Source organism: Collinsella sp. AF38-3AC, assembly GCF_003474365.1.
GTDB lineage: Bacteria > Actinomycetota > Coriobacteriia > Coriobacteriales > Coriobacteriaceae > Collinsella.
The window spans coordinates 323-22,045 of the sequence record NZ_QROM01000021.1 but is presented as its reverse complement, the minus strand read 5'-3'; the positions used below and the strand labels follow the sequence as shown (position 1 = coordinate 22,045).

General features: G+C 58.9%; 15 protein-coding genes and 1 tRNA gene. 4 read left to right on the top strand and 12 right to left on the bottom strand.

Annotated features, from left to right (window positions below):
- Positions 1-39: 39 nt before the first annotated feature.
- The 4 genes from DW029_RS09930 to DW029_RS09915 form a co-directional block, all read right to left on the bottom strand.
- Positions 40-879, bottom strand: a complete 840-nt coding sequence (locus DW029_RS09930; RefSeq protein ID WP_118345985.1) for a carbohydrate ABC transporter permease — start codon at positions 877-879, stop codon at positions 40-42.
- Positions 879-1,733 carry a carbohydrate ABC transporter permease gene (locus tag DW029_RS09925; protein ID WP_099432301.1) on the bottom strand — a complete coding sequence of 285 codons (855 nt, stop codon included), beginning with the start codon at positions 1,731-1,733 and terminating at the stop codon, positions 879-881. The genes DW029_RS09930 and DW029_RS09925 overlap by 1 nt, the downstream gene beginning before the upstream one ends.
- A gap of 87 nt (positions 1,734-1,820) precedes the next feature.
- Positions 1,821-3,137, bottom strand: a complete 1,317-nt coding sequence (locus tag DW029_RS09920) for an ABC transporter substrate-binding protein (RefSeq protein WP_055252173.1) — start codon at positions 3,135-3,137, stop codon at positions 1,821-1,823.
- A gap of 306 nt (positions 3,138-3,443) precedes the next feature.
- Positions 3,444-4,163 (bottom strand): GntR family transcriptional regulator, encoded by a 720-nt coding sequence (locus DW029_RS09915; RefSeq protein WP_055252172.1) that lies wholly within the window; start codon positions 4,161-4,163, stop codon positions 3,444-3,446.
- Between the two features lie 224 nt (positions 4,164-4,387).
- On the opposite strand from DW029_RS09915, the gene DW029_RS09910 reads away from it, so the two are divergent.
- The 4 genes from DW029_RS09910 (at position 4,388) to DW029_RS09895 (ending at position 9,139) form a co-directional block, all read left to right on the top strand.
- Entirely contained in the window at positions 4,388-6,841 is a 2,454-nt protein-coding gene (locus tag DW029_RS09910) for a PTS transporter subunit EIIC (RefSeq protein ID WP_118345984.1), read from the top strand.
- A gap of 127 nt (positions 6,842-6,968) precedes the next feature.
- On the top strand, positions 6,969-7,982 hold the full coding sequence (locus DW029_RS09905) for a polyprenyl synthetase family protein (RefSeq protein ID WP_118345983.1): 1,014 nt from the start codon (positions 6,969-6,971) through the stop codon (positions 7,980-7,982).
- A gap of 138 nt (positions 7,983-8,120) precedes the next feature.
- Positions 8,121-9,026 (top strand): peptidoglycan-binding protein, encoded by a 906-nt coding sequence (locus DW029_RS09900; protein WP_199406666.1) that lies wholly within the window; start codon positions 8,121-8,123, stop codon positions 9,024-9,026.
- A 38-nt stretch (positions 9,027-9,064) separates the two neighbouring features.
- Positions 9,065-9,139: transfer RNA gene (locus DW029_RS09895), tRNA-Gln, on the top strand.
- A 497-nt stretch (positions 9,140-9,636) separates the two neighbouring features.
- Here DW029_RS09895 and DW029_RS09890 read toward each other — a convergent pair.
- From DW029_RS09890 to acpS, 8 genes are all read right to left on the bottom strand, one after another.
- On the bottom strand, positions 9,637-11,817 hold the full coding sequence (locus tag DW029_RS09890; protein ID WP_118345982.1) for a hypothetical protein: 2,181 nt from the start codon (positions 11,815-11,817) through the stop codon (positions 9,637-9,639).
- A gap of 183 nt (positions 11,818-12,000) precedes the next feature.
- Positions 12,001-13,890, bottom strand: coding sequence for a carbon starvation protein A (locus DW029_RS09885; RefSeq protein WP_118345981.1), 1,890 nt, complete (start codon positions 13,888-13,890; stop codon positions 12,001-12,003).
- An 818-nt stretch (positions 13,891-14,708) separates the two neighbouring features.
- Positions 14,709-17,093, bottom strand: coding sequence for a tRNA (adenosine(37)-N6)-threonylcarbamoyltransferase complex transferase subunit TsaD (gene tsaD, locus DW029_RS09880; RefSeq protein ID WP_118345980.1), 2,385 nt, complete (start codon positions 17,091-17,093; stop codon positions 14,709-14,711).
- Entirely contained in the window at positions 17,080-17,586 is a 507-nt protein-coding gene (tsaE, locus tag DW029_RS09875; RefSeq protein ID WP_118345979.1) for a tRNA (adenosine(37)-N6)-threonylcarbamoyltransferase complex ATPase subunit type 1 TsaE, read from the bottom strand. The genes tsaD and tsaE overlap by 14 nt, the downstream gene beginning before the upstream one ends.
- Before the next feature lie 12 nt (positions 17,587-17,598).
- Entirely contained in the window at positions 17,599-18,219 is a 621-nt protein-coding gene (locus tag DW029_RS09870; RefSeq protein WP_118345978.1) for a uracil-DNA glycosylase, read from the bottom strand.
- 8 nt (positions 18,220-18,227) lie between these two features.
- Positions 18,228-19,373 (bottom strand): alanine racemase, encoded by a 1,146-nt coding sequence (gene alr / locus DW029_RS09865; RefSeq protein WP_035137770.1) that lies wholly within the window; start codon positions 19,371-19,373, stop codon positions 18,228-18,230.
- Between the two features lie 2 nt (positions 19,374-19,375).
- The gene (locus DW029_RS09860) at positions 19,376-20,992 is read right to left on the bottom strand and encodes an NAD(P)H-hydrate dehydratase (RefSeq protein ID WP_118345977.1); all 1,617 of its coding nucleotides are present in this window, start codon (positions 20,990-20,992) and stop codon (positions 19,376-19,378) included.
- Positions 20,993-21,532 carry a holo-ACP synthase gene (gene acpS, locus DW029_RS09855; protein ID WP_118273747.1) on the bottom strand — a complete coding sequence of 180 codons (540 nt, stop codon included), beginning with the start codon at positions 21,530-21,532 and terminating at the stop codon, positions 20,993-20,995. It abuts the gene before it with no gap.
- Positions 21,533-21,723 lie beyond the last annotated feature (191 nt).

Sequence of the window (21,723 nt, the reverse complement as noted above, 5' to 3'; positions counted from 1 at the left end):
ATGAGGGGCGCCGCCAAAACTTGCAAAACAGTTACGGCATCAGCCCTTGACGGCACCTGCCACCACACCGTCGATGATGTACTTCTGGCAGAAGATGTACATGATGACGATGGGGACGACGACCATCATGATGCAGGCCATCATGGGGCCAAGCTCGACATGGCCATAGCCGCCACGGAAGTACTGGATCAAGATAGGAATGGTCTTGTACTTGGTGGAGTCGAGCGTAAGGTAGGGCAGCAGGTAGTCGTTCCAGACCCACATGGTCTCGAGAATGCCGACCGAAAGATAGGTGGGCTTCATGATGGGAAGGACGATCTTAAAGAACACCTGGACCGGGTTGCAGCCGTCAATCATGGCCGCCTCCTCGATCTCGAGCGGGATGTTCTTTACAAAGCCGGCGAACATAAAGACCGCCAGGCCCGCTCCAAAGCCCAGATAGATAAAGCAGATGTTGAACGGCGTATTAAAGCCGATGCGGTCCGCCAAATTGGACAGCGTGAACATGAGCATCTGGAACGGTACGACCATCGAGAACACGAACAGGTAATAGAAGAAGTTCGAGATCTTGTTGTTGACACGAACCACGTACCAAGCGCACATGGAGCAGCACACCAAGATCAGCACGACCGACGTGACCGTGATGATGAGCGAATACATAAACGCCGAGGCAAAACCCTGCTCGTTTAAGGCATGCACGTAGTTTGCAAAGCCGTTGAACGTCTCGGGCGTGAGCAAATCGAACGCCGTGGTGGTGCTGATTGCGGTCCCCTTCTTAAAGGAATTGAGCGCAATCATGAACACAGGGTAGATCCACGCGAGCGACAGGATCGTAAAGAAAATCGAGAGCGCGCGGTTGATAGCCTTATCGCGTTTCATTACTGCTGCACCTCCTTGGACCTCGTGGCCTTAAGCTGGATCATAGAAATAGCGACAACCAGGATGCAGAAGATAACTGCCTTGGCCTGACCGATGCCCTGCCATGCGATGCCAGCACGCGAATAGAACGTGTTGTAGATGTTCAGGGCGAGCATCTCGGTAGAGTGCGCCGGGGCACCACCGGTAAGAGCGAGGTTCTGGTCGAACAGCTTAAAGCCGTTGGTGATGGACAGGAACAGGCAGATGGTGATGGTCGGCATCAGGTTGGGGATCTTAACCTTCCAAAACGTCTGCCATGCCGTAGCGCCGTCGACCTTGGCGGCCTCGATGTAGTCGGACGGAATGGACTGCAGACCAGCGATGTAGATGATCATCATGTAGCCGACCTGTTGCCACAGGGTCAGGATGATAAGGCCCCAGAAGCCAGCGGCGGAGTTGAGGGCGATAAGCTGGGCACCCACGTTGGAGAGCAGGCAGTTGATTAGAATCTGCCAAATGTAACCCAGCACGATGCCGCCGATCAGGTTGGGCATAAAGAAAATCGTACGGAAGATGTTGGTGCCCTTGAGCGCCTTGCGAGTGAGCGCCTGCGCAATAGCCAGCGCGATCACGTTGATGAGCACCGTCGACAGGAAGGCAAACGCCACGGTAAAGAAGAACGACGTGGAGAACTGCGGGTCGGTCAGTGCGCGCACGTAGTTCTCGATACCGACAAAGTGCGCGTTATTGATGGTAATAAACTGGCAGAACGAGAGATAGAAACCCTGGATAAAGGGAATCACGAACCCGATCATAAACGCCAGGCACGTGGGCAGCATAAAGAGCGGCCACCAGCGCTTGAGTGCTTTGCCCATAGAAGGGTCCTTTCAATATGCAGGGGGCGGGCAAACCTACGTCTGCCCGCCCCCTGTCGCTAATCAGATAGCTTGGGCAGCAACTGCTTACTCGGAAGCAGCCTTCTCGGTCTTCCAGCCATCGACGAAGGCATTCTTGACGCCGTCCCACTTGGTGTTGTCGGCAGCATAAGCGATGAGAGCCTGCTTGAGGTTCTTCTTCCACTCCTCAGAGGGGATGTAAACGAAGTCCCAAGCAACGGTCTTCTTGCCATCCTTGGCCATAGCAACGGCCTGCTGCGAGAAGACGTTGGTGGTCTCCTTAGCGCTCTTGAACGGGGCGGTCAGACCCATCTTGTCAGCGATGATGCTGGTGGCGGTGTCAGAAGTGACGCACCAATACATGAAGTCCTCGGTGGCCTTCTGGGCATCCTCGGAAGCCTGGGAGCTGACGCACCAGTAGTTCTCGCCGCCGGAGCACAGGCCCTGGTTCTCCTCGCCGTCGACGCCGATGTAGATCGGCAGCATGCCGAGCTGGTCGTCGGTCATACCGGCCTTGGTGAGGTCGGCGTAGGCCCAAGAGCCGTTCTGGTAGAAGACGGCCTTGCCGGTTGCGAACTCGTTAGTGGCGTCGTCACCGGTCTTGGAGGCGAGCTGCGAAGGATCGCAGGTGGAGTCGGTGATGTACAGGTCGAAGATCTGCTTAAAGTTGTCGAGATACTCGCCCTTGATCTCGTCGTCCTCCTGGTTGTGCTCCTTCTCGAACTCGTAGTAGAGCGGGAGGTTGGCGAGGTGGGTGGTGTAGCGCCAGCTGGAGGAGTCATCCATGCCGGCGGAAGTGAAGGCACCGTCAACGCCGAGCTCGTCCTTGCGGGCCTGGATGTCATCGGCGCAAGCCTTCAGCTTGTCGAAGGAGTTGATGTCCTCGGCCTTGTAGCCGGCCTTCTCGAGGAGCTCCTTGTTGTAGATGATGCCGTAGCTCTCCTGAACCCAGTCGATACCCAGATCCTTGCCGTCGGACTGCAGCGCCAGGGAGTCGTCGATGAGCTCGCCGCGGAGCTTGGTGTCGGAAAGATCGGCGCAGTAGTCCTTCCAGTTCTTAAGGCCGGTGGGGCCGTTGACCTGGAACAGCGTCGGAGCGGAGCTCTTGGACATCTCGGACTTGAGCTTCTCCTCGTAGGTGTTGGAGGCGGCGGTCACGATCTTGACCTCGACGCCCTTCTCCTTCTTGTACGCCTTGGCGATCTCCTTCCACTCCTTGTCGACCTCGGGCTTGAACTGGAGGAAGTAGACCTCGGCAGCGTCACCAGAAGCAGAGGAGCCAGAGCCGGCAGAACCACCGCAGCCCACGAGGCCCAGACCAAGAACCGCAGCCGCGGAACCAGCAAAGCCCAGGAACTGCCTTCTGCTCATTTCGTTCTTCATTACAATCCACCCTTTCACACCGTGGCGGCACCCTTTGCCGCCGCCTTCGGAGATTGGCTCGGGGACTTTGCCCCTTTTGCTGACTTGTACAATACGCTATTTGGCTAGTTGTTTGAACAAGTATTACTAGAGCGGTAGAAAAACTTCGGTGAACGGTAATTTCAACTTGATACTTGACAAGTTTTGTATAAACAATTATTTATTATCGAATGCAGAGAAAACGCCCGATCAAGCCGATGCATCGTCGGTTTGACCGGGCGTTTTCGCTTTGAGGGCATGAGTCTCGTCAGGCTGCGAGCTAGCCGGCTATCGCTTGGAGTTGACGCGGTAGTGGAAGATCTCGGGATGCGTGCGGGCATGCGTGACCTCGAACAAGATGCCGTCCGAGGTGTACGACTGGCTCTCCATAACGGCGACGCAGTTGTACTTGCCAAGGTCCAAGTAGCTGCAGTCCTCATCGTTGGCGAGCTCGACACTCACCGTACGACGGCTCGCCATCACTTTGACGCCGCGCTTGTGCTCCAGATAGCCGTAGATAGAATCCGCCGCGATCTCGGGGGTCAGGCCCTTGGCGATCGACGCCAAAAAGTAGCCATGGTCCACTTGGCGCGCGCTGCCGTTGAGGCTTCGGACACGCACTACGCGAATCAGCTCCTCGCCCACCTTAAAGCCCAGGCGACGAGAGAGTTGCTCAGTGCAAATCAAATGTTCAAAAGACTTGACCTCGGTCGATGCGACGGCATTGTTGCGTTTTGCGAACTCGCCAAACGACTCAACCTCTTCGAGTGCGCCCAGCATGTCGGTTTCGCCCTTAAGCCAAATAACGCGCACGCCCTTACCGTGTATAGGCTGCACAAACATCTGGTCGGCCAGCATGCTCAAGGCGCGTCGAACGGTATTGCGCGTGCAGCCAAACTCCGCGGTCAGCTCGGCTTCGGTTGGCAGCATCTCCTGAAACGCATAGGTCCCGTTGATGATGCGCGAACGGATCTCGCGGTAGATTCCTTCGTAAATCGCTTTTGGCATGATTTCACCTCTAATGAATATGTATGGCTAGGCACGATAGCATTTCTTAAAGTTGTTTAAACCGATTATCGGTAAAGTACGGATTATTTACCGTCGACGGTTCCCCCGAAACCCAAATCGGACCGAATCAAAACCGTCAATGCGGCAAGCAGCCAGTCCTCTACAATGAGTTCATTGTTTAAACGTTCTTGCTCGCACAGCATGTTGCATCCGGAAGGCATATTATGCTGCAGAAAATCCAACGTTTTGGCGGAGCCATGTTCGCGCCCGCCATGCTGTTTTCTATATCAGGCCTCATGGTCGGCATCTCCGCCCTCGCCACGACCGTAGACATCGTCGGTGACCTCGCCGTATACGGAACCCCTTGGTACGTTTTCTGGACCATCATCCAGCGCGGCTCGTGGACGGTCTTTAAACGTCTCCCGCTCCTTTTTGCCGTAGCGCTGCCTATCGGTCTTGCCCAAAAGCAACCGGCGCGCTGCTGCCTCGAGGCACTCGTGGCCTATTTTGCCTATTGCTTCTTTTTGAGCGAGATCATTAAGCTGAGCGGCGACAACCTTGGGCTTAAGTACCCATCATCTTTGACCCCCGCCAGCGGTATCACCGTCATCGACGGCATCAAGACGCTCGACACCGGCATTATCGGCCCGCTGGCGGTGTCGGCAACCGTCGTCGCCATCCATGACCACTTCTACGATGCCAAGGTTCCCGATTGGCTCGGCACCTTCTCGGGTTCCTCGCTGGTCTACCTCATCAGCTTTTTTGCCGTGTTTGCCCTTGCCGCCATCTCGGCCGCCATCGTGCCCTTCGCATACGCTGTGACCGAAACGCTGCGCCACGCACTTGCGGGCGTCGGCCCCTTCGGCGTGGGCATCTTTGTGTTTTTGGAGCGAGCGCTCGAGCCCATGGGGCTGCACCATCTGCTCTATATGCCCATCTATTACGACAATCTGGTCATTCACGACGGTATTTACGCCACGTGGACCAACCTGCTCCCCATTCTCTCCCATAGCACGCGCCCTTTAAATGAACTTGCGCCCTGGGCAGGTTTTACCGCCACCGGCTGGGGCAAGCTCTTTGGCCTTCCCGCCATCGCGGCAGCATTCTATTTCACCGCCAAACCCGAACGCCGCGCCGGCCTTAAGGTCATCCTTTTGCCCGCCATCGTCGCCTCGGTGGTCTGCGGCGTCACCGAGCCGCTCGAGTTTCTCTTTATGTTCACCTATCCCGGACTCTTTTTGCTCTACGCCGTCCTATCCTCCTGCCTTGCCATGACCATGAACTTCTTTGGCATCGTCGGCATCTTCTCGGGCGGTCTCATGGAAATGACGGCCTTCAACTTCATCCCACTCATGCGGACGCATGCCGGCTCTTACCTTTTGGCGCTCGGAATCGGACTCATCTTTAGCGCCATCTTCTTCTTGAGCTTTCGAGGCCTTATCCTGACCTTTGGCCTTAAAACCCCGGGACGCGAGGACCATATTGCCAGTAGCGCGGCGCTCTCGCGCTTGACGGGAGGCAACGTTGACGAAAAGCGCTCCTCCAAGACCAGCGCTTCCGAAAGCCAGGCATCGCAAGATCATCTGCTCGCCGAGCAGGTTGTAGCGCTTCTGGGCGGCGCCTCGAACATTGTGGGCGCAACCAACTGCGCCACGCGGCTGCGCGTCGAAGTCGTAGACCCTTCTGTCGTGGCGGACAACGCGGCCTTTGTCGCAGTGGGCGCCAAGGGCCTCATCGTCACCGGCAAGACAGCCCAGGTGATCATCGGCGTCTCGGTTCCCCGTGTCAAAGAGCACTTTGATCAGGTTATGGGGCTCGAACCAGGTTTTGCCCCCGCCATCTCGCCTTCTCATGCTGTCGACGCCGCCAAAAATCATGGAGATATCTGCTTCTTTGACATCGACGGTACGCTCGCCTGGCAAGATCCCAAACTTGTCCAAGAGCTTCCCGAGGGCGAGCGAGACCTTTCCCCCTATCCTAATGAAACGGTTGCGCAGGCAATTCGCGCGTTTGTCGCCAACGGCAACAAGGCTTTTATCTGCACGGGGCGCGCCCTCAGCTGCATCCATCCCAAGCTGCTCGACCTGCCGTGGGCGGGCGTCGTCTGTCTCGCGGGCGGTTACGCCGAACTCGAGGGGCGCATCGTGCGCAATGCAGCCATAAGCCCCGGTCTGCTACAACGTCTCGCCCCCTATCTCGAGCAATCGGGTGAAGAGATTCGCTTTGAAGGCCTTAATCGAGTCGTGCGCATGAGTGCGGACGCGCCCGAGGCGCCCGGATACGCACGCACCTCTGGCGATGCCGTCACGCAACTTAAGCACTACAACGCCTATAAGATCCTTATGTCCACACCACTCGCCAACCGCATCGCTCAGGATAAAGAGCTTGGACCCCTGCTCTGCTTTAATGAGCTCGAGCTTGAGGTCACAGAAATCTCGCCTCGCGAGTGCACCAAACGAGCCGGAATCGAGGCCGTGCTTGACGCCCTGGGGCCAGACCACGGCACCGTGTATGGTATTGGCGACGCGAGCAATGACATCGCCCTTATGGAGACGGTCGACGTTGGCATCGCCATGGGCAACGCGCCGGACTTCCTCAAGAAAAAGGCCGACTATGTCACCGACAGCATCGACCACGACGGCGTCGTCACCGCGCTCGAACACTTTGGGCTTATCTAGCCAAGCCCCTACCGCACTTGCGGCCGCATGGACCAATCGTCTTCAACCGCCGCGCTCGACGCCCTAATGTGGCAATATGTTGTCTGCATAATGCAACGATGCAACCTATCAAAGAATGCGAGAACCCGTGTCCAGTCCGTTTACCAGCTTTTTAGCCCAGCACTTTGACCAGATTAACGACTATCTGGCCACGCTCTTTGACGGACAGGCGACTTCCGCCGATATCGAGCGCTACCTGTACGCGCCGCTCTCGGCTTTTACGGCCAACGCCGGCAAGCGCCACCGCCCGCTTATCTGCATGCTCGCCGCAACCGCAGTGGGCGGTAGCTTTGAGAGCGCCCGCAGCGCCGCGGCAGCTATCGAGCATTTCCAGTCAGGCGCGCTGATTCACGACGACATCGCCGACAACGGACAGCTTCGTCGAGGCAAGCCCTGCATGCACCTTACCGAGGGCACGGGCCTTGCCATCAATTGTGGCGACCTGGCGCTCACCATGGTCACCAAGACGGTTCTCGACGATCCCACGCTCGAGTCCGACGTGAAGCTGCGTGTGCTCCACGAGCTTACCGAGATGATCGTCCGCACCATCGAGGGTCAAGCGCTTGACCTGGGTTGGGTCCGTGACGAGCGCTTTGATATCTCGGTTGATGACTACCTGGACATGGCGACGCACAAGACCGCGTATTACAGCGGAGCCACGCCGCTTGCCGCCGGAGCCATTATCGGCGGCGGCGGCGAAGAGCAGGTCGAGGCGCTACGCGCCTTTGGCCTGCACACCGGCCTTGCCTTTCAGATTCAGGACGACCTGCTCAACTTGGTCGGCACCAAAGAGGCCGCCAACAAGGACTTCCGCACCGACATCACCGAGGGTAAACGCACGCTCGTTGCCGTGCACGCCCTGTCTGATGAGCGCCATCACGACGAGGTCGAGGCAATCCTTTCCTCGGGCACCGAGGACCCTGCGCAGCTCGCACGCGCCGTGGAGATCTTCCAGGAGACCGGCTCCATCGATTACGCCCACACCTACGCGCTGGACCTGACCGCTAAGGCCAAGGCCGCCATCGAAGGCGTCGAGCTCGACCCGCATGCACGCGAGCTATTCCTCTCCATGGCAGATTTCTTTGTGGAGCGCCTTAACTAGCGGGGGTTATAAAACCTGTCAGCAGCGTATTTGGGTACAACTTGCTACACTGTTGAGTGCATGTTTATGCATCCCTTTGCGTTGTCTATCCGACACACGCTCAAATAGTACGAATGGTACGCCGAAAGGGGTTCGTTCATGGAACCTATTACTACGGGCATGCAGGGAGCAGCCGTCGAGGACGTCCAGTCCCGCCTTCTGCAGCTCGGCTATACAATCGACGACGCCGAGGTCGCCGACAAGCGCTTTGGCACCACCACCGAGCAGGCTGTTGGCACCTTTAGGCTCGATAGCGGCCTTGCCGCCGGCAGCGCCGTCGATATCCCCTGCTGGAGCGCCCTGGTAGACGCCTCGTATAAGCTGGGCGACCGCACCCTGTATCTGCGCATGCCCAATTTCCATGGCGCCGATGTGCAGGCCCTGCAGCGCGCTCTGAACGTTTTGGGCTTTGCCTGCGGCGAGGACGACGGCTACTTTGGCCCGCATACCGAGGCCGCCCTGCAGCAGTTCCAGGAAAATGTCGGTCTGTTTGCCGACGGCATGGCCTTCCAGGACACCTACGCCTACATCAACCGCCTGCACCATGTGTGGGAGGGTAAGCCCTCGGTCACCGAGGCCGAGTCGCGTATCGGTTTTGCCCGTGCCGCCAATGTGCTTGAGCGCTTTCAGATTGCCGTTATCGGCGAGGACCCCATCGCACGCAGCGTTGCGTCGCGCATGTGGAATATCGCCACGGCAACGACCGACAACAGCGGCATGATGCTCTGCGACTCCGAGGTCCCAACCGACGTTGACCTGGTGCTCGAAATCGCAAGCGACGAGCTGCCCGCCGACGCCGCACCGCGCGCCACGATTGCCCTCGCCGAGTGCCACAACCTGGCCCAGCGCATCCGCACCGCCAATGTCGCCGCGCAGCAGAAGCCGGCTCGCATTCGCATTGAGCTCACGGGCATGACGCGCTACAACGGCACCTTCACGGCCAGCGACGCGCAGACGCTCGCCGTACGCCTGCTCGATGGCGTTTGCGATGCCCTCGCAGATTAGGTAAACTAGACGAGTTGCTTTTGGGCAACACCACACATTGGGACGTAGTTCAACGGTAGAACTCCGGTTTTTGGTGCCGGCTGTTGGGGGTTCGAATCCCTCCGTCCCAGCCAAGGTAACTGAGCGCCCTGAGCTTTCATCAGCCCAGGGCGCTTTCTTGTGAGCAAACGGAGGGATTCGAACCCGCAAGGGTGCGGAGCTGAGGAAACGCGAAGCGTTTTCCAGCGCAGCACGCAAGGAGCGAAGCGACGCAGCGGGACGCGGCCGCCGAAAAGGCGGACGCGGAATCCCTCCGTCCCATACCAGCAACGGGCTCCCCGCATCTCGACTTTCCAGCCAAACCGGCACTTAGGGACGCTCCCAAAGTGCCGGTCATAGCTTCTCCTACAGAACGAGAAGTTGCAAAAGGTAGATTTTCAGGCATGTCCCAAAAATCCACCCTCAAAATACAGGCGCCCCAAGCCCATTAGAACCAAGAGCGCCTTACATCTAGAAAATATCAGCCCAGTTCCGCACGAACAGGAGGCCGCTTAATGTGGCCTCCATCGTGAGCAGGACTCTAGAGCAGGAAACCTAAGTCGGTGTCCCCGCTCTCCCGGGGCCGGCGGAACTAATTGTTCAGCATGCGGTCGAAGCTTCCCGAGTCGCCATCCCGATAGTCAGCGGTCATCAGGATCTCCTGCGGAATGCGCCCGCCTTCGCGCAGCACGCTGCGGAACTGCACGCGCGTAACCATGGGCAGGTCTTTGATCGTGGCCGCCAGGTTCTGCGGCACGCCCTGGTTGGCAGCCGCGGGCTCGCACTCGCCGCCGGCCTTCACGCGACGTTTATGCTCGGCGAGCATGGCGCGGTACATGCCGGCATGCAGGCGAATCTCAACCACATTGGCATTGCGAGTCTGCTCGACGATGCGCGCGCCCTCGCGATCGATATCGCCCACGTAGTAGACGTAGTTAAAGCGATAGCCAATCTCGGCCAGATAATCGTCCAGGGCATGCGAGACGCTCGCCTTGCATCCGCCGCCAAAAATCACGCCGCCCACCTTGATGCCAAAGAGCTTGGCGTGCTTGCGGCCACGCAGCAGCTTGACGATCTCGTCGTAGGTGTCCAGGTTCTCGACCATAATGAACGGCTTGTCGGCGCCCAGCGTAAAGAAACCCGTAAAGTGCACGGGGCGGTTGGGGGCAACCTTAATCGCCTGCATGCTGATGCCCTTTTCGGCCATGCGCTTAATCAGGCGCTCACCGTGCTTACCGTCAAAGGCCTTCTCGTCGTTAAAGATCTGGTAGGCGCGCTGGCGACGCGAAGCGACCGGCGTGTCGGCACCTCGGTTCTGCTCAATCCAAGCCTGGATGGTCGCAATCTCCTCGGCAATCTTGCGGTTGGACATCTCGTTGTGCTGAGCGCGCTGCGGAGCCTTTTTGCCGTCCTTGCCCTCGACCTTTACGATCTGTGTCTGCTGCTCCTTGATCTTAGAGAGCGCCATAGGCGTAGGGACAACTTTGAGCAGCTGCCTGCCTAAAACGCGGGCAAGAGCAAACGCCGAGACCTCGCCGTGGGCTGCCGACTCGGGCTGCTGGGCAGCAGTATCTACTGCGGCAGACTCCGGCTTCTTCTGAGACTTGCGCTTAGAATCGCCTTGGGAATTGCGCTCGCGCTTCGGCATAGACGCCTGCTTCTGCGGACGATCGGACTTGCTCTCCTTCGCTGGCTGGCGCTTAGGCTGCCCCGCAGAAACCTCGGCCTTCACATCCTCGTCCCGCGGCGTGATCTTCTCGGTTGCAGTCTCGGCATGGGAACTGCGGCCCCCGCGATGGCGACGGCGGCGAGGCTTGCTCGACGCGCCCTGCTCCGTCTGCTCATCAGTAGACTGCTGGCCCTGGGTCTCCGTATCGGACGCAACCTGCTCATCAACAGGCTTCTGTTCACGAACTTCCGCCTCGGCAGGCTTCACGGCCTTCTCGGCCCGCACCTCCGGAACCTGATTAACCTTCTCCTGGCGCTTTACGGGATACGCGCGACCTGCAAAGCCGCGACCGGGACGACACGAGTCTGAGGCCTTCTTGGCCGGCTTCTCGGAATCGTCCGCAACCTCGGCAGTCTCTTCGGCCTCGAGCGCAACATCCTGCTGCTCGGCCCTAAAATGCGCACCGCGGCGACGCTTGGGCTCCTGGATCTCAGCATGCTCTTGAGTGCGAGTCGGCTCCTGCATCCCAACGGACTTTTCCTCGACAGCCTCGGCATCCGTCTCACCCTTTTGAGCAACTGCGCGACGGAAGCGCTCCTGCTGGGCGCGGCGCTGCGCATCGCGCTTGCCACCCCCGCCAAAACCGCCGCGTCCCGCCTTGGCCGTAAAGGCACGCACGACGTTCTCATCGAGCAACTCATCGGTATCGACATGCTCACGCGGAGCAACTTCTTCCACAGCGGGCACGTCAGCGGAATCCTCGACGACAAAATCTTCGACGGACTCGACAGGCTGCTCCTGGGCATCGCGGATCTCGGCATTGATGGTATAGAACGCCGGGCGCCCGTTAATGCCGCTACCCTCAATCTTGGTCACGATATTTGCCGCGATAAGCTCATCGCGCATCGCCTTGGTGTCGCATTCCTTATCGACGGAGCGGAAAATCTGCGCCAGCGCACTCGACTTAATCTTGAGCGCCTTACGGCAAAGCAGGTCGTAGGCAACCAGCTTGGCACGCTCAGCAGAAAGCGACGTCTGGCTGCTCAGGCGCTCAGCCAAAGCATCGACATTGTTTTGATTATCGGAATATACCGTCTTGGCCACGGGGCCCCTTTCATATGTACACATATACGTCTATATGGTACAACGCGCGCCCTTGTCCACGCAAAACATCTGCGAGAACACTCGGGCGTCACTCGTTTTTGCATGAAAAAAGACCGAGCCCGCGCAGTCGCGGACCCGGTCTTTCCGAGTCAAATAGATGGGAGATCCAACCCGTCCGACCGACTAGGCCTTGGCGGCTTCGGCGTCGGCAGGAGCCTCAGCGGCAGCGGCGCGACCGTACTCGGCCTTGCCCATCTCGGACCACTCGGGCTCCTCGTCAGGCATGGAGCCAGCCTCCTTACCGAAGAACTCCTTGAGGCAGTTGACGGCGACGATGAGGCCCAGGACCATCAGCAGGACGGCGAAAACGAGCTGCAAGCCCTTGGTGGCGGCGACGGAGACGGCGGCCGTGGTGGCGGTAGCCGGGATGGTGCCGAAGAAGCCGTAAGCCTGGACAGCGGTCATGCAGCCCATGGCGCTCTGGACCAGCGAGGTGAAGGTGCAGCAGAGCAGGAAGGCGACGGGCACGTAGAGCATCCAGCCCTTGCGGCCGGTGCACTTGCAGAACACGGCGAGGGTGATCATGGTCATGCCGCCGAGCAGCTGGTTGGAAGCACCAAAGAGCGGCCAGATGTTGGCATAGCCACCAAAGGCGAGGGCGAGGCCAGGAAGCAGGGTAACGACCGTGGCGAACCAGGGATTGCCGAGGACCTTCATGTAGCCGGCTTTGGACTCGATGGCCAAGGCGTCGTTGGTCTGGGCAAAGAACTCGGAGAACGAGGTGCGGGCGATGCGGGCAACGGCATCGAGCGAGGTCAGGGCCAGTGCGGAGACGTTCATGGTCATGAAGACGGTTGCGAGCGTGCCGTTAACGCCGAAGGCCTGCATACCGCGGGAGATGCCAGCGGCGAAGATCTGGAACGGGGTGGAAGCGACACCGGCGTTAAGGGCGCCGGTACCGGCGGTGTTCATGTCGGAGAACATGATGCCGGCGACGATGATGGCAAGGATGCCGACGAAGGACTCGACGATCATGGCGCCATAACCGACCTTGACGGCGTCCTGCTCCTTCTCGACCTGCTTGGAGGAGGTACCAGAAGAAACGAGGCTGTGGAAACCAGAGAGAGCGCCGCAGGCAACGGAGACAAACAGGACCGGGAACATCATGCCAGAAGCGCTAGAGAAGCCGGTAAAGGCCGGAGCGGTGATAGTGGCCTGGCCGTTGACGCCCAGGACGACGATGCCGAGGACAGCGCAGGCGATCATGACGATCATCATGATCGAGGTGAGGTAGTCACGCGGGGTCTTGAGCATCTGGATGGGCATGGCGCCGGCAAAGACCAGGTAGACCATGACGACGGCGAACCACTGGAACTTATCCAGGTAGACCGGGAACTGCATACCGACGGCGAACATGAGAACCATGAGCACCACGCCGGTGACGAACTCGGCAGCGCCGGTGAGGTTGAACTTCTTCTGAGCCCAACCAAAGGCGATCGCGACGAAGGTGAACAGGATGGAGATGGTACCAGCGCAGCCGGCGGCATAGGACTTGGTGAAGTCGATGGCACCGGTAGCAGCACCAGAAGCGTCAACGGCCGGGGTGAACATGAACGTCTTGCAGACCATGTCGGTGAAAGCGGCGATGACGATGATGCAGAACAGCCAGCAGAACAGCAGGAACAGGCGACGACCGGTCTTGCCGATGTACTTCTCGATGAGCTGAGCCAGGGACTTGCCGTTGTTCTTCATCGAGGCGTACAGGGCGCCAAAGTCGTGGACGGCGCCAAAGAAGATGCCGCCGACGAGAACCCAAAGCACGACGGGCAGCCAGCCAAAGGCCATGGCGACAATCGTGCCCGTGACAGGGCCGGCACCGCAGATCGAGCTGAACTGGTGCGAGAACGCGGTGAAGGCGGAAACGGGCGAGAAGCTCTTGCCGTCCTTCATGCGCTTGGCCGGCGTGAGGGCGTCCTTGTCGACGCCCCACTTGTTGGCCAGCCAGCGGCCGTAGCCCAGATAGCCGCAGACGAGCACCGCCGCGGCCACAACCATGAGCAAAACTCCGTTCATTACATTTCCTCCTCTAAAAAGAACTTCCTAGACATAAAAAATGAGGGCCGTCGGTTGCGCTCGACGGCCCTCATCTTCATCAGCCGCCCGTTATCGTACGGGCTAGCTGTATGTGCTAACCCGCATCAGATAATTACTACGCTGATAATGTTTAGCTGATGCGTGAACATGTCTAAGAAATCCTCTTCGATCATGATGTGAACGTTCCGTGCGTGTTCACATCCCCCAGTGGATGAAACGCAGTATGAAACTTTAGTTACCTAAAGTCAACGCAAATTTGTAATGGATTTTCAAATTCTTTTGAATCTCTCGTTATAAAACGCCACTGACCTCGGACTTTACCGAACGACAGTTTTTGCTTGAGAGATGCCCCTCGGGAGCGGGGCGGGCGCCTGCCGCCATATATGAACTTTCCTGCTCGGACAGTCCTGCTCACGACGGAGGCCACATTAAGTGGCCTCCTGTTCGTGCGGAACTCGCGATAAAGTTCATATATGGCGGCAGGCGCCCGCCCCGCCCCCGAGGAGCTCCCATCCCAAATGTGCGGAGCAAAGCTCCGCACACCAACTTTTTCTTTCAGCTAAAGAACGCCGAAAATTCGACGCTGGCTTGTTAACCTTGCTGGACGTTGTCGACGCCAATCCAACTCAGAAGCTATATCGATACAGAAAGGTCCCCGACCGGAGGGGCCGGATATAAGGTTTGTCGCGAGTTCCGCACGCAAAGAAGGCCACTTAATGTGGCCTTCGTCTTGCGCAGGACTGTAGAGCAGGAAACCTTATATCCGGCCCCTCCGGTCGGGGACCGCGCCGTACCAGCTACAGCGTCATGTTCGGATCGGCGTCGACGTCGAACGGCGAGATTTCTCCTCGGTCGAATTTACGGCGAGCGACCTCCGCGATCATGGCGGCGTTATCGGTGCAGGCGGACAAGGGCGGCACCGTTACACGAATGCCCTGACGTCCAAGCTTCTTGATCATCATCTCGCGCAGATGCGGATTGGCCGAGACGCCGCCGCCAATGCAATACTCCTTGCACCCGGTGGCATGCAGGGCGTTCTTGGCCTTCTTGTACTGCACGTCAAAGACAGCTGCCTCAAACGAAGCAGCCAGATCGGGCAGGTGAATCGTGCGCCCGGCCTTGGTCTCCTGCTCGATGTAGAGCGTCACCGCCGTCTTGAGGCCCGAAAGCGAGAAGCGGTAGTCTCCCCTGCTGTTAAGCGCGCGGGGAAAATCAATCGCCTTGGGGTCGCCCGTCTCGGCAAGCTTGGAGATGATGGGGCCACCGGGATAGCCCAGGCCCAGTGCCTTTGCCACCTTGTCGAAGGCCTCGCCCACAGCATCGTCGAGTGTCTCACCAAGTACCTCGTAGTCGCCCCATGCCTTCACGTGCACGAGCATGGTGTGCCCGCCCGAGACAAGCGTGAAGATGAACGGCGGCTTGAGGTCGGGCTGCGCCAGCAAGTTGGCAAACAGGTGCCCCTCCAGATGGTTGACGCATACGAGCGGCTTACCGGCAGCGTAGGCAAAGCCTTTGGCAAAGGCAACGCCCACCACGAGGGCGCCCACCAGGCCCGGACCCTGTGTCACGCCCACGGCGGCAAGCTCACTTGGTGCAATGGCTCCGCCCGTAAGGCCCAGCGATGCTGCGGCATCCTCGAGCGCCGCATCCACGACACTCACAATCACCTCAACGTGTTTGCGCGAGGCGATCTCGGGCACCACGCCGCCAAAGCGGGCGTGAAAATCAATCTGTGTCGACACCTGGTTGGCCAGCATATTGCCATCCACATCGATAATCGCCACGGCCGTCTCGTCGCAGGAACTCTCGATAGCGAGCACTAGGCGGCGGCGCTCAATTTCGGCACGCTCCCCCTCGGAGCGCCCAGGCGCAGGCAGCGGCCATACGCGCTGCTCTGCCGCCGTCGGCTCGGGCGAGGCATTGTCGACCGGAAGCACCAGGGGAAGAGGGGCCGTCATGACGATGGCGTCCTTGCCGGCACCGTAGTAGCCACGACGACGCCCCGCTTCGGTAAAGCCCAGGGCGGCATAGAGCGCCATGGCGCCCTCGTTGCCGTCCTCGACCTCGAGCGAAGCCGTGGTGCAGCCGAGCATCTGGGCATCATAGCTCACATGCGACAGCAGCTTGCGGGCAATGCCCTCACGGCGATGTGCCGGGTCGACGGCGACATCCAGAATCTGCACATCACCGTCCACGACCATACCGCCGGCAAAGCCCAGCAGAAGGCCGTCGTCGTGTGCCACCCACCAACTACGCGGCGCAGCAACGTCCTCGCCCAGTTCGGACAGGAACATGCCCGGCGTCCACGCCTCGTGTCCGGCACCTTCAAAGCAGGCAGCCTCCAGTGTGCTCGCGCCCTCGGCATCCGCCGCGCCCATGGGACGGAACTGCAGATGACGACCGGCGAGCTCATCGGCAACACCCGTAATTTCGCTCTGCGCACTCTCGGCAAGGCCAAGACGCCTGCGCTCGTTTTCCTCGGCATCCGAAAGGCGCGTATAGATCGGCAAGACGCGAGCCGGATCACCGTCGCCCGTGGCATGCGCCAGCAGCAAGCCCTCGCCCGAAGGCCACCAAAGGTCGCGCTCCACGCAGCGAGCCGTCTCGTCCTCACTCAGCAGCTTGCCATAGCGCACGAGACCGTCACCGGTCAGCTGAACCTGGTCCCAGTCCGCTGCTTGGCGCCACTCATCGAGCGCCACGGCGGCCTTGACCACGTGCTCGCGCTCAAATTGACGCTCGGGACCCTCATCGACCAGCATATACAGCGCCGGATATACCTCACCACGCATAGCATCGGCTAAGATACCAAGCTTGCCGCGCACGCCAGCCTTCCACGCCGTCCAAGCGCAAGCGTCAAGCGTCGACACACCCAGCAGCGGAACATTGACACCACGCGCGAGGCCCTTGGCGGTGGAGATGCCGATACGCACGCCCGTAAATGACCCCGGGCCGCGGCCGACCACGTAGCAACCAACATCGCTGCGATCCAGACCGGCTTGAGCCAGCACACCATCAACGGTATTCACGAGCTCAACGTTGGCGTGACGGCGGCACAGATGGTCGCCACTCACGAGCTTCGTCTCGCCCGTCTGTCCATCAATCCAGCTTGCCGCGCAGGCAAGCATGTCGGTCGAGGTATCGAGCGCCACCACCAGCGCGCTGTCGTTATGCAAGCTCATCTTGTACAGCCCTATCAATCAAATCGGAAAGCTCCGTCGCGCGCTCGCCGTGAGCCTCGAGCGTGATCGTTCGCACGTCGCTGTCGCTCTCATCACGCTTGAGCGTCACCGAAAGATACTCGTCCGTCAGCTCATCCTGAAACTGCTCGCCCCATTCCAGTAGACAAGCGCCCTCATAGCCCAGCACGTCAAAAATGCCCGTATCCTCAAGCTCGTAAGCGTGCTCCAGACGGTACAGATCAAAATGGAACAGCGGAATACGCCCCTGGTCATGAACGGCCATGAGTGCGAACGTGGGGCTCGTGACCATATGGCCATCGCCCAAACCGCGCGAGACGCCCTTGGTAAAGTGGGTTTTTCCCACACCCAAGCCGCCGGTTAAAATCAGCACATCGCCATCTTCTAGACACGGTGCGACCAGCTCGCCAAAATGCTCCGTATCGGCAGTACAAGCCGTTTTGTAGGTACCTACCCCCAGGCGCTCCAGGGACATATACGCTCCTTATTATTCCGAGGCGCTCTCCGGCGCGGGATGTCGCTCCAGATAGTCGCCCAGCATCTTAAAGTCTTCCTCCAGCAACTCCTGCCATGCCGGATTGCGCAGCGCTGCTGCCGGATGGAACGTGGGCATTACTACAAAATGCCCCATCTGGTGGAACCTGCCGCGCAGCTTAGTAATGCCAATCTCGGTCTTAAGCACAAAGTGCGTCGCGGGGTTGCCGAGCGTCACGATAATATCGGGCCAGATGCTTCGAATCTGCTCACGCAAAAACGGCGAGCAAGCCAGCACTTCCTCGGGACGCGGATTGCGGTTTCCCGGCGGGCGGCACTTAAGCACGTTGGCAATGTAGACGTCTTCGCGTTTGAGCCCCGCCAGCGACAAAATGCCGTTGAGGTCCTCGCCTGCCGCCCCCACAAAGGGCTCGCCCTGCAAATCCTCATTGCGGCCCGGCGCCTCGCCAATAAACATCACGCGAGCGCGGGGGTTTCCCACGCCAAACACGATATTGTGACGCGACTGGTAGAGCTGGCAGAGGTGACAATCGCCCAGAACGGCCTCAATTTCCTCGAGTGCGACCTCACGTGGTGCCTGATGGGTATGGCCGGGGATGTGCATGACGCCCATAGCGGCTCCTACACGTAGACCTTGTCGAGACGCATGCCAAAGCCGCAGGCGACCTCGTAGTTAATCGTTCCGCGTAGGCGCGCCATCTCGTCCATAGTGATCTCGGCGTCGCCATCGCGGCCGACAATGATCATCTCGTCACCATACTCGGCCTCGGGAATCTCGTGTGCCGGGTTGGACTGAATGGCGACCATAAACTGGTCCATGCAGATATTGCCAACCTGATGCACGCGCTCGCCGCGATACAGCACATCCATACGATTGGAAAGCGTACGCGATAGGCCATCGGCATAACCGATCGGCAGCGTGCAGATCTGAACGCGCGTACGCGGTACGCGGTAGGTAAAACCGTAGCCCACGCCCTCGCCCATCGCAGGGTGTGCCACGCGCGTCACGCGCGCATGGACGCTCATAACGGGATCAAGCTGCATCACGCGGCCACTCAGCTCGCACGGCTGCATGCCATACAAGCCGACGCCGGCGCGAATCATATCAAAATGCATCGAGGGGTCGAGCATCGAGGACGGCGTGTTGGCGCAGTGCACGATACCGCACTCAAAGCCCGCATCCTTAATGGCCTGAACGGCCTCGGTAAAGCGCTGACACTGCAGTTTGTAGTCCCAGCCCGAAGGTTCATCGGCCGTGGCGAAGTGCGTAAAGACGCCATCACACTGAATACCGCGATGGAAATTAATACCGCGGACAAAGTCGAGCACCTGCGTGTAATGAACACCGATGCGGTTCATGCCCGTCTCGATGGCGAGATGATACTTGCCCACCTTGCCCGCCGCGACGGCACATTCGCCATACGCAAGAGCAAAGTCAGACGTATAGACCGAGGGCATAATATCAAACTCGAGCAACGTCGGAATGGCCTCGATAGGCGGCTCGCTTAGGATGAGGATGGGTTTCGTAATCCCGCCCTGTCTGAGCTCAACGCCCTCGTTAACCGTCGCCACGGCAAACATGTCGGCACCGGCCGAATACATGATCTTGGCGCACTCAACAGCTCCATGACCATAAGCATCGGCCTTGACCACGCAGCACAGGCGCTGACGTGGATTCAACAAGTTCTTATAGGCCCTCGTGTTGCGACGGAGCGCCCCGCGGTCGATCTCGACCCAGGACCAGCGCGTCAAATCGGCTTTATTCATGATTAGTCATCCGACCCTTCGTCCATGATTCCCAGATCTTCGAGCGCATCCTTTGCCGCCAGCTCCATGGCAGGACCGATCAAGTCGATAAGATCGGTCGCGATAACGCTCTTCTCACCATACTCCGTCGCCGCGGCAAAACCGGCGTAGCTGTGAAGTGCGACGGCGTACGAATACAGCAACTCCCAACGATCCATCTCGTCGCGCATGGTGGCAAGCGTGCCGGCCAAAATACCCGCGAGAACATCACCCGAACCGGCAGTTGCCAGAGAAGCCGGACCCGAGAGCGGCAGCAGCACGCGCTCAACGCCACAGATAGCCGTCGTCGGCCCCTTGGCAATGACCACCAGATTGTCGGAGCCTGCAGCCCAGACAACCTTCTGCGCGGCCGCAATCGCGGTACCAAGGTCGTTCACCTCGTCACCGGCAACCAGACGCGAAAGCTCACGATAGTGCGGTGTCATAACCAACGGCCGCTCGCGACGATACATCTCGGGGTTACTATCAATACCGTCAATGGCAATCTTAGCAAGGCAGTTGAGTGCATCGGCGTCCAAAATAAGCGGCACATCAAGCTCAAGCAAGCCCGAAACCACCTGCATAGCGCCGGCAGACGTCGTCATACCGGGACCGCACAGCACGCAGCTGTACTTCTTTGCGATCTCGCACACCGTCATGCGTGCAGCGGCGCCAAAGGAGCCGCGGGAATCAGACGGAATAGCAAAGACGGGAATCGAAGGAAGTGCCATGCGAATAAGATTGGCGCAGGCGTCAGGAGCCGCGACTGCCACGTAACCAGCACCCGCGCGAGCTGCAGACTTAGCCGCCATAATGGCAGCACCAGGATATTGCGCAGATCCGGCGACAATAAGCACAGAGCCACGGGAATACTTATCGATATTCGTAGGCAGTGGAGCAAAGAAATCAACTAAATCACCGGGCTCGACAATCTCGGCGGCGTGGTCGACATCATCGATGACCTCGTCAAGACGGTCGTAAAGATTGCCGCAGATCAAATCTCCAGCATACTCAGGGCCATCAGCGCTATACAGACCAATCTTGGGCGCAATCATCGTCACCGTACGCTCGGCACGAATGCAGTCGTCATCAACAACGCCCGTCTCGGCATTCAAGCCCGAGGGGACATCAATGGATACGACACAATCGGCGCATTCATTGACCGTAGGAATCCAAATGGAGAACGGCGCACGCAGATTCCCGTGGAAACCGGTACCAAAAATGGCATCGACAACAACATCGGCCTTATCGATCAAAACCTCGAGTTCGTCACGCGAGGGGCCGACGCAAACGTGCACATCGCGGCCGGCAGTACGACGAGCAACATGACGTGCCAGAGCAGCAGGAATCTCATCCGGCTCAACCGGAGAAACGATATCTACGTCCACACCCTTATGGTTCAGGATATCGGCGGCAACCCAACCGTCGCCTCCATTATTACCAAAACCGACCAGAAAGAGAACCCGATCGGGATTGAGCTTCATGACCTCGTTGGCGGCAAACTCACCCGCTAGCTCCATAAGCTCGGCCTTCGAAGTCCCTTCGCGTTCGATGATATCCTCGAGACGAACGACTTCTTCGGTACTCAAAACCGGTTTCATCTATGCTCCTAGCGTATCTTGCGAAGCATCGCCCAGGTGCTCCGTCAATGCTGAATTCTGCAGCTGCTCAAGCTCATCTAAAACAGAGCGAGCCGCTTTAAATGTCTGCGCAACGCGTTTCTTGGTGCTCACCTTTTCCTCTTTTGGCTTAGGTCGAGCGGCATCGGTAATCGCGATGGCATTCGCAACGGCTAAGTCTCCTGTAAGCGTAATGGAAAGAGCGACCTCAACGACACCCAACTCTTGAGCGATCTCGAGTGCACGGCCCGAAAGCAGCGCCTTCGGTTTGCCAAGTTTATCACGCGTCACCGAAACATCCTTGCGACCCACGCCTTGACTAAAACCCGTGCCAAGAGCTTTAAGCACCGCCTCGCGCGAAGCAAAGCGGCTGGCATAGTGAGCAGCGGGACGCGATGATGCATCGCAATACGCACGCTCTTCTTCGGTAAACACACGCCGAGCAAACGACGGCGTCTTTTCAAGTATTGATTTCATGCGGGAAATCTCGACGATATCAACGCCGATACCAGCTTCAGCCATGTTCACCTCCATATCGCACAGACTAAGTTATTGTAGCCCGTTCGCAGAAGATGCGACAAACGAGGGTTATAATACACAGCTACTATGTGAGACAAAAGCCCGTAAACGCAAAGAAGGGGGAGGCCGCGAGGCCTCCCCCTTTTAAGTTCAAGCGTACGGCTCGGTGCCGTCCACCGGTCAGCGGCGCCCTG